At 44.8% G+C, this 13,208-nt stretch carries 10 protein-coding genes; 5 read left to right on the top strand and 5 right to left on the bottom strand.

Features of this window, described 5'->3' with window-relative positions; translation table 11 throughout:
- The first annotated feature begins 2 nt into the window (after positions 1–2).
- The 4 genes from FYJ66_RS06065 to FYJ66_RS06050 all read left to right on the top strand — a co-directional run bounded on the left by FYJ66_RS06065 (position 3) and on the right by FYJ66_RS06050 (position 3,467).
- Entirely contained in the window at positions 3–1,175 is a 1,173-nt protein-coding gene (locus tag FYJ66_RS06065; protein WP_154572618.1) for a sirohydrochlorin cobaltochelatase, read from the top strand.
- A gap of 94 nt (positions 1,176–1,269) precedes the next feature.
- Positions 1,270–1,782: a hypothetical protein gene (locus FYJ66_RS06060; RefSeq protein WP_154572617.1), complete on the top strand. Its 513-nt coding sequence runs from the start codon at positions 1,270–1,272 to the stop codon at positions 1,780–1,782.
- Positions 1,783–1,931: 149 nt separating this feature from the next.
- Complete coding sequence (locus FYJ66_RS06055; RefSeq protein ID WP_154572616.1) at positions 1,932–2,474, top strand: C-GCAxxG-C-C family protein; 543 nt, start codon at positions 1,932–1,934, stop codon at positions 2,472–2,474.
- A gap of 60 nt (positions 2,475–2,534) precedes the next feature.
- On the top strand, positions 2,535–3,467 hold the full coding sequence (locus tag FYJ66_RS06050) for a TDT family transporter (RefSeq protein ID WP_154572615.1): 933 nt from the start codon (positions 2,535–2,537) through the stop codon (positions 3,465–3,467).
- A 79-nt stretch (positions 3,468–3,546) separates the two neighbouring features.
- Here the strand turns inward: FYJ66_RS06050 and FYJ66_RS06045 are convergent, their stop codons facing one another.
- A complete protein-coding gene (locus tag FYJ66_RS06045; RefSeq protein WP_154572614.1) occupies positions 3,547–4,548 on the bottom strand; it encodes a helix-turn-helix domain-containing protein in 1,002 nt (333 codons plus the stop codon).
- A 248-nt stretch (positions 4,549–4,796) separates the two neighbouring features.
- On the opposite strand from FYJ66_RS06045, the gene baiCD reads away from it, so the two are divergent.
- Complete coding sequence (gene baiCD, locus FYJ66_RS06040) at positions 4,797–8,267, top strand: bile acid Fe-S flavoenzyme BaiCD (protein ID WP_154572613.1); 3,471 nt, start codon at positions 4,797–4,799, stop codon at positions 8,265–8,267.
- Between the two features lie 136 nt (positions 8,268–8,403).
- Here baiCD and leuB read toward each other — a convergent pair whose 3' ends face one another.
- The 4 genes from leuB to FYJ66_RS06020 are packed head-to-tail and all read right to left on the bottom strand — an operon-like array spanning position 8,404 to position 12,989.
- On the bottom strand, positions 8,404–9,477 hold the full coding sequence (leuB, locus tag FYJ66_RS06035; RefSeq protein WP_154572612.1) for a 3-isopropylmalate dehydrogenase: 1,074 nt from the start codon (positions 9,475–9,477) through the stop codon (positions 8,404–8,406).
- Positions 9,477–9,968, bottom strand: coding sequence for a 3-isopropylmalate dehydratase small subunit (locus tag FYJ66_RS06030; protein WP_154572611.1), 492 nt, complete (start codon positions 9,966–9,968; stop codon positions 9,477–9,479). Before FYJ66_RS06030 ends, leuB begins: the two co-directional genes overlap by 1 nt.
- Positions 9,969–9,980: 12 nt before the next feature.
- Positions 9,981–11,264 (bottom strand): 3-isopropylmalate dehydratase large subunit, encoded by a 1,284-nt coding sequence (leuC, locus tag FYJ66_RS06025; protein WP_154572610.1) that lies wholly within the window; start codon positions 11,262–11,264, stop codon positions 9,981–9,983.
- 27 nt (positions 11,265–11,291) lie between these two features.
- The gene (locus FYJ66_RS06020; RefSeq protein WP_154572609.1) at positions 11,292–12,989 is read right to left on the bottom strand and encodes a 2-isopropylmalate synthase; all 1,698 of its coding nucleotides are present in this window, start codon (positions 12,987–12,989) and stop codon (positions 11,292–11,294) included.
- Positions 12,990–13,208: the final 219 nt, after the last annotated feature.

Genomic DNA, 13,208 nt, shown 5'->3' with positions numbered 1-13,208 from the left:
ATATGCATCGCAGAAGAAAAAAGCTTTTTTCAATTATCCTGACCATTGCAATGGTGTTCACCATTGGAGTTTCATTGACTTCCTGCGGTTCTTCTGACAAGAAAACCGAGGATCAGAAAGCTGCTGATTCAGTAGCCAGGAAAATTGACGCCATCTATGTTAAGGACAGAACTTCAAAGACGGATCAGCAGTGCAAGGACGCCAAAGAAGCCTGGGACAAGCTGACAGACAAACAGAAGAAGCTTGTTAAGGGAGAAAACGCAGATCCTGACTATTTCGGCAGAGACACAGGAGATGCCTCTCTGGACAATCCTCTGAACCAGGATGGCATAGGTCAGAATGAAATCCTTGTGACCAGCTTCGGCACTTCCTTTAACGACAGCAGGACAAAGGATATCGGCGGAATTGAAAAAGCTATGGCTGCTGCATATCCGGGATGGTCAGTCAGAAGAGCCTTTACTTCACAGATAATCATAAATCACGTACAGGCCAGAGATGGAGAGAAAATTGACAACGTTGACCAGGCACTGGACAGAGCAGTGAAAAACGGAGTTAAGAATCTGATAATCCAGCCTACTCATCTGATGCACGGCGCAGAGTATGATGAGTTAAAGGAGGAAGTGGATAAGTATAAAGATAAGTTCGATTCTGTAAAAATTGCTGAGCCTCTTCTGGGAGAGGTGGGATCCGATGCCAGTGTAATCAACGCTGACAAGGAAGCTGTTGCCCAGGATCTTACGGCTGAAGCTGTAAAAGAAGCTGGATTCAGCAGCCTTGATGAAGCGAAGAATCAGGGCGTTGCTTTCGTATTCATGGGACACGGCACATCCCACGAGGCAAACATCACTTATGACCAGATGCAGACACAGATGAAGAACCTTGGTTACGATAACGTGTTCATTGGCACTGTTGAAGGCAAGCCTGCCGATACATCCTGTACTGAGGTTATCAAAAAGGTAAAGAAGGCAGGATACAAGAAGGTCATCCTGAGAGACCTGATGGTTGTAGCTGGAGATCATGCAAATAACGACATGGCCGGGGATGACAAGGATTCATGGAAGAGCCAGTTCAAGGCTTCAAAGAACTTTGACAGCGTGGATGCCCAGATAGCCGGAATGGGCAGGATTCCAGCAATTCAGCAGCTGTATGTAGCCCACACGGGAGATGTAATGTAGCATCTGACGAACACTGGGCAGCTTGATAAATATTTTTCCTTGAAAAAACGCCTGCGTGAAGCAGGCGTTATATTTCGTTTTAGAGAGGTTCGGGATGAAGAAGAAAAATCTGCTTATTATCGTCCTTGCCGCAGCAATTGTTTCGGTTATGCTGCTGTCAGGATGTTCCGCCGGAAAGAAACAGGATGAAGGTTTAGAAGATGGTAAATACGTTGCCACCTTCACCACAGACAGCTCCATGTTTCACATTAATGAAGCCTATCACGATAAGGGGATACTGACGGTAAAAAATGGAAAGATGACAATTCACATTACCCTTGTATCCAAAAATATTGTAGGCCTTTACCAGGGTACTTCCAAAGAAGCAAAGAACAATAAGGATAAGATACTTAAGCCAACTGATGACAAGGTCCACTACGATGATGGATACGACGAAGAAGTCTATGGATTTGATGTTCCGGTTCCATATCTGAAAAAAGACTTTGATCTGGCCCTCATAGGAACTCACGGCAAATGGTATGACCACAAGGTAAAGGTTTCATCTCCTAAGAAGCTTGAAAAGGGTCAGGATTACGAGGAAGCTCTTAAGAAAGATTCGAAGGAATAATCTGTTACAAGCAGCATAAGAAAAGTCAATACTTTCAAACAGATATATAAATAATATCTATTTGGTATTAATTAAAAAATACTGTATACATACTAGTGTGACAAATTCATATCACACTAGTATGTTTTTATTTATCAGGAGGATTATTTATGGAAATCAAAGCAACATCCATCGATCTGTCAAAGGTGCAGGCAGAGGCTGAAGAGTCATACCGCAGAGGATTTTTCTGCTGTGAGGCTGTAATGGAAGTTATCATGGACAATTTTCAGGTAGACATGCCTCATGAGATGATCAGAATGGCTTCTGGAATGGCAATCGGCGTTGGAAAGTCAGGCTGCATCTGCGGAGCTCTCAATGGAGGAGTAATGGCTATCGGAATGTTCTTTGGAAGAGACGAACACAAAGGACCTAAGGATCCTAACGTTGTAAAGTGCATGAGCATGACCAACGAGCTTCACGACTGGTTCAGGGATAACAATACAAAGCACGCTGCATGCTGCAGAGTTCTTACAAAAGAGTTTGACATGAGCGTAGGCGGACACAAGTCCCAGTGCATCTACTACACAGGCATGTGTGCAGCTAAGACTGCAGAGATCCTGGCAAGAGAGCTGGGAATTCCTACAACAGGAGAGATTACTGTACTCAGCCACGACGAGTATCTGAAAACAAGAACAGCTCCTCTGGAGGCTTAATGGATATTTTCCCCGGGGGAGGGAAATGGTTGAGTTTACAGTTTATAGAAAGGGTATTATATGAATCTTATCAAAAAAATTCCAATTCCTGTCTGCGGTGTTATTCTCGGAATGTTCGGTCTTGGAAATCTTCTTCAGTCGTATTCAGAAGGCATCAGAATGGCATGTGGGATCGTGGGCACCATTCTTGGAATTCTGTTCCTGATCAGCGTTTGCGCTGATTTTGGAAAGTTCAAGGAGAACATGAAGAATCCGATTATGGCCAGTGTATTCTGTACATTTCCCATGGCTCTTATGCTTTTCAGCACATATTTCATGCCGTGGTTCGGACCTGCAGTTGCTAAAGCAATCTGGTATATAGCCATCATTCTTCACGTGATACTGATTATTTATTTTACAGTTAAGTTCATTTTCAAGTTTGATCTGAAGAAGGTGTTCGCAAGTTATTACATCGTTTATGTTGGAATTGTCATGGCTTCCATGACTGCTCCTGCATTTAAGGCAACAAGGCTGGGTACCGCTGCCTTCTGGTTTGGATTTGTGACCCTGGTAATCCTTTTGATTATGGTGACCATCAGATACGCTAAAGTTACGGTGCCTGATCCGGCAAAGCCGCTGATTTGCATTTATTCAGCGCCTGTCAGCCTCTGCATCGCAGGGTATATCCAGTCAGTGATGCCAAAGTCACTGCCGTTTCTGACAGCTATGTGGGTGCTGGGGACTGTGCTTTTCGTTCTTGCCTGTGTCAAGTTCCTGCAGTACTTGAAAATGCCGTTTTTCCCTAGCTATGCGGCATATACATTCCCTATGGTTATCGCAGCAATTGCATCTAAGCAGCTTATGGTCTGCTCTGCAGCAATGGGAAGTCCTATGACCTTCCTGGCACCAATTGTGACCATAGAGACTATTATCGCTACAGTAACTACACTTTATGCTCTGGTGCGCTACCTGGTGTTCCTCTTCGGCACACCAAAGGAAGCGCCTCAGAAGTAGAAAACTGAGAGATCTTATATTAAGTGAAGCATACGGCCGGCCCTCCGAAATGAGAGGCCGGCTTTTATTGTTTTGAAATTTACATCATGTCAAACCCCACTATTATGAGTGAAGCTAATGCTTCAAGCTGTCCGTGGTCGTAATTGTGAATGTCGAGGCAACTGCCAAAAGCATTTTTTAACGATTCTAGACATTCCTCTCCATCCGGACTCATTATCCAGTCGTAGACCATGTTGCACACCGCATTGATGTTTTTCTTGTACGATGCAAAAAATGGGCTGATTTCAGCAACGATATCGCTTAATGGAGAAGAATGAATGCGTACCGTCGGTCCATAAAAATCATCGTAGTTCCGTTTCCACATAGAAACAAATGCAGTGTTTTCTGGGATCTCGTAAAGATGCTCTATTAACTGTTTGGAGTATGCCTCAAAGTCTTTTGATGTTAGCTCGGAAATATGTATGTAATGCTGTTGAGTATGGACAAAGGTGCGATCAATGGAAGAATTGCTCATTGAGTATAAATGTCGATCAAGCTTGATATAATCATCAGAATATCTTTCCATTGCGATCCGCTGAAGTTTGTTCCAGAGAAAGTCCTGGTAGTCACTGAATGGCTCGGGAGTCAAAAATGATCCCCACAGGTATTTATTTGTGAGTGAAATGTCATACAAATCAAAATCATTTTTGTCTGAAATGTTGTCCGGATCAGGTATATCGGCGTTGTTTATGAGATCTTGGACCTCTGTTAAATCGGGATGTAACGGGGAATTAGTAAGAACATAATTCATGCTGTTGATCGTCTGCTGTGTAAAGCGAAGCTCTCTCCTGAGAGCTTTGATGTGTAAACTGAGATAGTAATTCACTGTTGCCGGATTATCTATAATTGAATGTATGTCTGCTATGGATACTTTTGCATTTCGCAAACATCGTACCATCTTCAATTTTTTACAGTCTTCTTCCGTGAAAATATAATATCCATTATGTTCGTTCGTTGATGGAGAGATCAGTCCTTCCTGAATATAGTAATGCACAGTTCTTTTACTGATGCCTGTTTCTTTGCATATTTCTGAAAGCTTCATGACAAACCTCCACAGAATGTTTTTAGTACGTGAGGATCCTATTGACCAAAAAAGCTCACAGTTAACTGTAAGCTTTTTTGAGCGAAAATACAACAATTAAAGAAGGTTTCAGTATTGAGCAATAAAAAAACAGAGCTCATTAGTTGCACTTTTAGTGAAATGTACAATTGACTATCACCGCTCGTAACGTGTTAAAGTTGTGACAATAAGAAGTTACCTGCATCTCTGAAAAATCAGGAGGTATCATAATGTACGAGAAATTGTTCGAGCCAATTAAAATACGCGGTATGGAGATGAGGAACAGGATAATTTTTCCTGCCACAGGAACCAAGTTTTCAGGTAATGCCAGCTTTGTGACGGATCAGCATATAAATTATCATGTTGCAAGAGCAAAAGGTGGCAGCGGACTGAATATTGTAGAGGTCGCAAGTGTCCATACGCCAAGTGCACCAAGACATTTCCTTTCTATTTCAGAGGACCAGTATATCCCGGGCCTTAAGGCGCTGGTTGATGCGATCCATGCAGTTGGGGGAAAGGCAGGAATACAACTTTGGCAGGGCAGCCTTGCCGTGGGACTTGATAAGACTGCGCAGATACTGGTTCCAAGTGATATGCCGGTATCTGCAGAGATAACACTGCCGGGAATGACTGTGGATCAGATAAACGAGATAGTAGAGTGCTATGGAAAAGCGGCGGAGAGAGCTGCAAAAGCGGGATTTGACTGTATCGAATTCCACTGCGCTCATAATTATCTGCCTCACTCATTCCTTTCTGGTGGAATAAATCATCGTACAGACGAATATGGAGGAAGTTTCGAAAATCGCTCAAAATTTCCTCTGGAAGCTATAAGAGCGATCCGAAAAAACATGCCTGATGATATGCCGCTTTTTATGAGAATTGATGCATACGATGATTTCCTGCCAGGTGGACTTACCATAGAGGAAGTTATAGAGTTTTGCAAACTCGCCGGGAAAGAGGGAGTAGATGCTCTGAATGTTTCCAGAGGTAATGTTATCACGCCGGCTAATATGTATGAGATACCGCCACTTGACATTCCAAAGGGGTTCAATATTGACAATGCGGCAAAAATACGGAAAGAAACAGGAATGCTGACTATTGGTGTCGGACGTCTTAATGAGCCGGACATAGCTGAAAAAGTCCTAGAAGAAGATAAAGTGGACATGGTAGTTATGGGTCGTGCTCAGTATGCTGATCCTGAATTTGTAAATAAGGTTCGTGATGGGAGAACTGATGAGATAACTTATTGTGTTGGTTGTGATCAGGGATGCCTGGATGCATTTGCAGATCCTGATTGTTCTCATGTCACATGCCTTATGAATCCGGCAGTTGGAAGAGAAAAAGAATGTGAGATCGTAAAGACAGATAAGCCAGAGCGTGTTCTCATTGCGGGAGGTGGCATTGCAGGACTTAAGGCCGCCATCACACTGAAGCAGCGTGGACATGATCCAATCCTCTGCGAAGCATCAGATACGCTTGGTGGACAGTTCCGCACGGCTGGAATGGCTCCTAGAAAAGGAGAAATGAAGGCCGCAGTTGAATTGATGGCGAGACAAGCAAGAGCACTTGGAGTGGACATCCGTTTAAACACCACCGTCACTCCGGAACTGATTGCTCAGATCAAGCCTCACACAGTATTCAATGCTATAGGATCACAACCTGTGATACCTAAATTCCCTGGAGTGGATAAGCCGTTCGTAGCAAATTCCCATGACGTCCTTGATGGAAAAACCGCAGTAAAAGGTAACGTTGTCGTGATCGGTGGCGGGATGGTCGGCATGGAAGTGGCAGAATATCTGGAAGAGAGAGGTAGCAAGGTGACGATCCTCGAGATGCTTCCAGAGGTCTGTGCAGATCTTGGCATGGCTAGAAAGTACTATCTTGATGTGCATCTGCCAGAACTGAATATCACTCCTGTTACAGAGGTAGCAGTGACATCTATTGAAGATAGAAAGGTGGTAGGAAAGAAAGGTGATGAGACCGTTGAATTCCCATGCGACTATGCGGTCATAGCGATAGGATCAAGGTCCAGGAACGGCAAGGAACTGGAGGCTGCTGCATATGCAAATGGCTGTGGATATATGGTCATAGGAGATGCAGGAATGGCAAGAAGAGCATTGAACGCTACGAGAGAAGCTATGGATGCGGCTCTTACCTTCGATAAACCAGATGTGCATGCTGATATAATAAAGCCTGACAAGGTAGTCTTCATGACCGGTGCATCAGGGATAATGGGACAGGAAACACTAAAACAGCTTCTGTCGAGGAGTAATCGCTTTTCAGTGAAAGCATTGGTAAGACCATCGGACAAAAATAAAAAACTGATGAAAAAATACGCATGCCCGAAGCTTCAGATCATTTGGGGTGATATGACCAATTATGAAGATATTAAGAGAGGTGTAGATGGGTCAGATTATGTTATCCACATTGGAGCTATGGTATCGCCTGCAGCAGATAAATACCCCGAAAAAACGCTTTATACCAACATCGGTTCAACTCTCAAGATCATAAAGGCCATAAAAGAACAGCCAGATCCTGATAAGGTCCATTTTGCATATGTAGGTACAGTGGCTGAGACTGGGTGCCGCACTTATCCGATCCACTGGGGTAGAGTGGGAGACCCGCTCAATCCTTCTATATTTGATTATTATGCATTATCAAAAGTATATTCAGAACTTGCTGTTTTTGAATCTGGTCTGAAATACTGGGTATCCATACGACAGACGGGTCAGCATCCAAGCGCAGAAGGAGCAGGAGAAGAGCCGATTATCTGGCATCAGGCACCAAATAATGTGCTTGAATGGAGTACCTCCATTGAATCAGGTATATGCATGGCAAATCTGTGTGAGGACTGGGTTCCTGAGAGTTTCTGGAGAAAAGGGTATAACTTAAGCAGCGGCAAGGAGTATCGACTCGCTACGTGGGAGCTGATGGATATCAATCTAAAGCCTTTTGGCATGGGCATAAAGGATGTTATGGATGTAAAAATGATGGCTCCATATAACTTCCACGGTCATTATTTCTCAGATGGTGATAAGCTGGATGATATTCTCCACTTCCGATGCATTCCTGGTTCAGCATATTGGGCAGGTGTTACAGACGAGATGAGACGAATGGCAGCTAATCCGTTGATCGCAGCCATGTTCCCGTCTGCGGAAGCTATGAAGGCCCACAATATAGAGATAGGTCATAAGAGAATGGGTACATACTGGATGCTGGAAAACAACGAAGAAGATTGGATCAAGGCATTCTTCGGTTCCAGAGAAAAAATGACAGCTCTTCCTGACAGTGATCATTACGAGCTTTTCCACCCGAGTGAAGAAGTTACATATTTGGATCATGGATATGACGAAGAAAAAGGCCTGGAGAACCTGACATTGGAGGATCTAAGAAAGGCAGCAGAATTTCGTGGAGGCAAATATCTGGAAGAAAAAGCTCCGAAAGATATTTATCAGCCTGTAAGGTGGCAGTGCGCAGATGGACACGAATTCAAGATGTCCGTAAACGCAGTGCTTCAGGGAGGACACTGGTGCCCTGAGTGCCTTGCTCATGAGTGGAAATATGGGGAGATCGCAAAGAAAAATCCATTTTATGCACAGGTATGGATGCCTATACACGGTTACGGCGATGACTATGTGATCAAAATGGAATACAGTGGTTACGATGTTGCAGAAGAGCTCAGAAATGAACTGGGTCTATAATCTAAAATGATCGACAGCAAAACTGCTCCATCCGGCCCTGTTATTACCCAGGGCTGGTGTGGAGCGGTTTTGCTCTATGATAAGTATAGATAAGTAGAAAGCTGTTTTGATATCAGGCAGGCGGTATCGGCAATCATCACCGGATGAACGAAGCGATGAGGTTGCCTGTCTCTTCGGTGGAAACGCTGGGGTTTCCGGCGCCGGCAATGTCCGCAGTACGATATCCTTTTTCCAGGAAATCCTTGACGCTGTTCTCAATGGCGTCGGCTTCCTCCTTAAGGTTGAAGGAATATCTGAGCATCATGGCTGCAGACAGGATGGTAGCAATAGGGTTGGCTTTGCCCTGGCCTGCAATGTCCGGTGCAGAACCGTGGACCGGTTCGTACATGCCGAAGTCCCCGTCTGCCAGGCTGGCTGATGGAAGCATGCCGATGGATCCGGTAATCTGGCTGGCCTCGTCGGAAAGAATGTCACCGAACATGTTGCTGGTTACCAGCACGTCGAAGTGCTTTGGATCTCTCACCAGTTGCATAGCTGCGTTGTCCACGTACATGTGGTCCAGCTCCACCTCGGAATAGTCAGCAGAAAGCTCTGTGATGATCTTTCTCCACAGGCGGGAGCTGTCCAGAACGTTGGCCTTGTCCACGCTGGTTACTCTCTTGTTCCGCTTCATGGCAGACTCAAAGGCTTTGATGCCTATTCTGCGGATTTCAGCCTCGCTGTATTCCTCTGTGTCTCTGGCTATCTTCTGGCCGTCCTGGTCAACTGTTTCGTGTTTTCCGAAGTATATGCCTCCAGTAAGTTCTCTTACGATGAGAATGTCCAGGCCGGAGCCCAGGATTTCTTTTTTGAGAGGGGAGGCATCTGCCAGCTGAGAAAAAATCATGGCCGGCCGCAGGTTTGCGTAGAGACCCAGACCTTTTCGAAGGCCAAGGAGAGCCCTTTCAGGCCTCTTGTCTCCGGGAACATCATCCCACTTAGGTCCGCCTACGGCTCCCAGGAGAACTGCGTCAGAGGCCTTGCATCCGTCCAGCGTAGACTGGGGCAGACATTCACCGTATTCATCAATGGCTGCACCTCCGGCCAGGTGTTTTTCGTATTTGAACTGATGGCCATAAACCATTCCAACCTTGTTAAGAACCTTTATGGCCTGATCTATCACCTCCGGGCCTATGCCGTCTCCGGGAACAACTGCGATTTTGTATTCCATTATTCCATATCCTTTCTGATGCTGTTGAGCAGACCGCCGCTGTTGATGATCTTCTGAATTGACTCAGGGAAAGGAGCTGCCTGCCAGCTTTTTCCAAGGGTAACATCGGTGATAATGCCTTTGTCCAGGTCAATTTCCACTTTATCTCCATCCTGAATTTCACGGCTGGCTTCCGGGCACTCCAGAATCGGCAGTCCGATGTTTATTGAATTCCGATAGAAAATTCTTGCGAAGGTTTCAGCTATCACGCAACTAACGCCTCGTCCTTTTATTGCTATAGGAGCATGTTCACGAGATGAACCACAGCCGAAATTTTCACCTGCAACTATGATGTCTCCGGGAGCTATGGATTTTTTGAATTCCGGGTCATAATCTTCCATAAGATATGATGCCAGTTCTGCGGCATCCTGGGTGTTCAGGTATCTGGCGGCGATTATCAGGTCTGTGTCGATGTTGTCGCCTACTTTATGTACAAATCCTTTTACGTCCATGAATGCTCCTTCCTAGTGGCTTTCCGCCATGGCCTTTTCCTCCGCAGCAGGAGAGGAAATTTTTCCTGAAATAGCTGATGCAGCTGCTGTTTCAGGGCTGGCAAGATATACTTCAGATTCAACGTGACCCATTCTTCCTATGAAGTTTCTGTTAGTTGTGGAAACGCATCTTTCACCTGCTGCAAGAATACCCATGTGTCCCCCCAGACATGGACCGCAGGTAGGTGGAGAGATTATGCAGCCAGCTTCAATGAATGTTTCCAGATATCCTCGTTTCAGACATTCCATGTATATTTTCTGAGTGGCAGGCATGATAATGGCTCTGACTCCCTTTGCTACGTGTTTGCCTTTGAAAATAGCCGCAGCTTTTTCCATATCTGAAATCCGTCCGTTGGTGCAAGAGCCGATTACCACCTGGTCTATTTCAATTTCAGGAATGTCTTTGAATGTTCTGGTGTTTGAAGGCAGGTGAGGGAAGGATACCACCGGTTCGAGACTGCTCAGGTCAATGTGGTATACGTTCTCATATTCTGCGTCTTCATCTGCTTCGTATGTTTTGAATTCTCTGTTAACCCTGGATTTCACATAGTCCAGAGTTACTTCATCAACAGGGAAAATTCCGTTCTTTGCACCGGCTTCAATGGCCATGTTGCAAATTGTAAATCTGTCGTCCATTGTAAGGGATGACACTCCTGGGCCGGAAAATTCCATGGACTTATAAAGGGCACCATCTACTCCGATCATTCCGATGATATGGAGAATCAGATCTTTGCCGCTCACATGAGGTGGGAACGCACCTGTAAGGTCAAATTTAATTGCAGAAGGAACCTTAAACCAGGCCTTTCCAGTAACCATTCCGGCAGTAACATCTGTGGAGCCAACTCCAGTAGAGAAAGCTCCCAGAGCTCCGTAGGTGCAGGTGTGGGAGTCGGCTCCGATGATTGCCTCTCCAGGACCTGCCAGTCCTTTTTCCGGAAGGAGGGCGTGTTCGATTCCCACTTCTCCTACATCATAGAAATTATCAATGTCAAATCTTTTTGCAAAAGTTCTGCAGGCCTTACATTGTTCAGCACTCTTTATGTCCTTATTTGGTGTGAAGTGGTCCATGACCAGAGATACTTTGCTCTTGTCAAAAACCTGCTGAAATCCCGCCTTGTCAAATTCTTTTATGGATACAGGCCCGGTGATATCATTGGCAAGAACCATGTCAAGAGATGCGCTGATCAGCTCTCCTGCTTTTACCTCCGGAACTCCCGCGTGGGCTGCAAGTATTTTCTGAGTCATCGTCATTCCCATAGGGAAAATCCTCCTGTTTGTAAATAGTTACATGAATTTAATAGTTCTGTTCATTCTGTTTATGGCGCTTACCAGAGCGTTTACAGAAGCCAGGATAATGTCTGCCTGTGTGCCTACGCCCCAGTAATTCTTGCCGTCAGTGCCGCGGATGCATACATATGCAGCAGCTTTTGAATTGGAATCGGCGCTGATAGCGTTTTCCTGGTAGGTTATGAAGTCGTACTTGAATTTATAATCAGTGGCGTTCAGTGCATTTCTTACTGCATCCAGGCGTCCGTTTCCTTCTCCGGAAATATTATATACTTTGTCGTTAATAACAACACGCATCTTTACACCATAGGTGTTTTCTTCCTTAGTAGAAGAGAAGTGGCTGAAGGTTGCATCGGTAATATCCATAGGGGAGAAGTCGTTAATATATTCTTCAGAAAAGGCCTTGAAAACTTCCTCAGGTGAAAGTTCTTCGTGACTCTTGTCTGATATGTCCTTCATCATATATCCAAGTTCGGATCTCATGTCCTTAGGAATTATGAAGCCGTAGTTCTGTTCAAGTATATATGCTACGCCGCCTTTTCCAGACTGGCTGTTGATTCTGATAACGTCTCCGTCGTACTTTCTTCCCACGTCATGAGGATCAATTGGAAGGTAAGGACAGGTCCATCTGTATTCTCCTTTTTCCTCCCGGTACTTCATTCCCTTGGCTATAGCGTCCTGGTGAGATCCGGAGAAGGCTGCGAATACCAGTTCTCCAGAATATGGCTGACGAGGGCCTACAGTCATGCGGGTAAACTTTTCATAAGCTTCAACTATGGAGCTCATGTCGGAGAAGTCCAGTTCAGGATCAACTCCGTGAGTGAACATATTCATTGCAATAGTAATGATGTCCGCATTTCCTGTTCTTTCACCGTTGCCGAAAAGTGTTCCTTCTATTCTGTCAGCACCTGCCAGCAATCCCAGCTCTGCGTCGGCAACGCCGGTTCCTCTGTCGTTGTGTGGATGAAGGGAGATCTGAACGCTATCTCTTCTGTGAAGAGCTCCATCCATGTATTCCACCTGATTTGCAAATACGTGAGGAAGTGACATTTCTACTGTAGCAGGAAGGTTTATGATGCACGGATGATCTGGATCAGGCTGCCAGATATCGATTACGGCATTGCATACCTCTGCAGCGTATTCAGGTTCTGTTCCTGTAAAGCTTTCTGGTGAATACTCAAAAGTAAACTCAGTTTCAGGATACTTTTCCTTATACTCATTCATGAGTGTTGCGCCGTCAGTGGCAATCTTCTTTATTTCTTCCTTTGATTTACGGAATACCTGCTCTCTCTGTGCTACAGAAGTTGAATTGTAGAGATGAACGATGGCCTTCTTAGCTCCTTTTAATGATTCGAAAGTCTTATCTATTATGTGCTTTCTGGACTGGGTGAGAACCTGAACCCGAACGTCATCAGGAATAAGGTCTTTTTCTATAAGTGTTCTCAGAAATTCAAATTCTGTTTCGGAAGCTGCAGGGAAACCTACTTCTATATCCTTAAATCCTATGTCTACCAGAACCTTGAAGAAGGCCAGTTTTTCTTCCAGTGACATTGGAACCACAAGGGCCTGATTTCCATCTCTAAGATCTACGCTGCACCACATAGGTGCCTTTTCAATATGATCTTTTTTTACCCATTTGTACTCGTTGACTGGTGGCTGAAAGTATCCCGGTCTGTACTTCTTGTAATTCTCCATTTTCTTTACCTCCCATGATACGTTGATTACTTTCTTCTAATAGTGTGAAAATGATACTGACTATCCGGAAATATCCTGGCTTCAGGCTATAGAGACAAAAAAAGTCTCTTCAGCCCGGATTCCGGGGCTTGAAGAGACGAAATATTCAAATGACATTCTGCTGTGTCATTGACGTACATATCCGCGGTACCACTCTTCTTGAAAGGTCTCTGAGAAAGA

It is taken from the genome of Allobaileyella intestinalis (genome assembly GCF_009695865.1).
Lineage (GTDB): Bacteria > Bacillota > Clostridia > Peptostreptococcales > Anaerovoracaceae > Allobaileyella > Allobaileyella intestinalis.
Note: the sequence above shows the minus strand (reverse complement) of the source record. Positions and strands in the feature narration are given on the sequence as shown.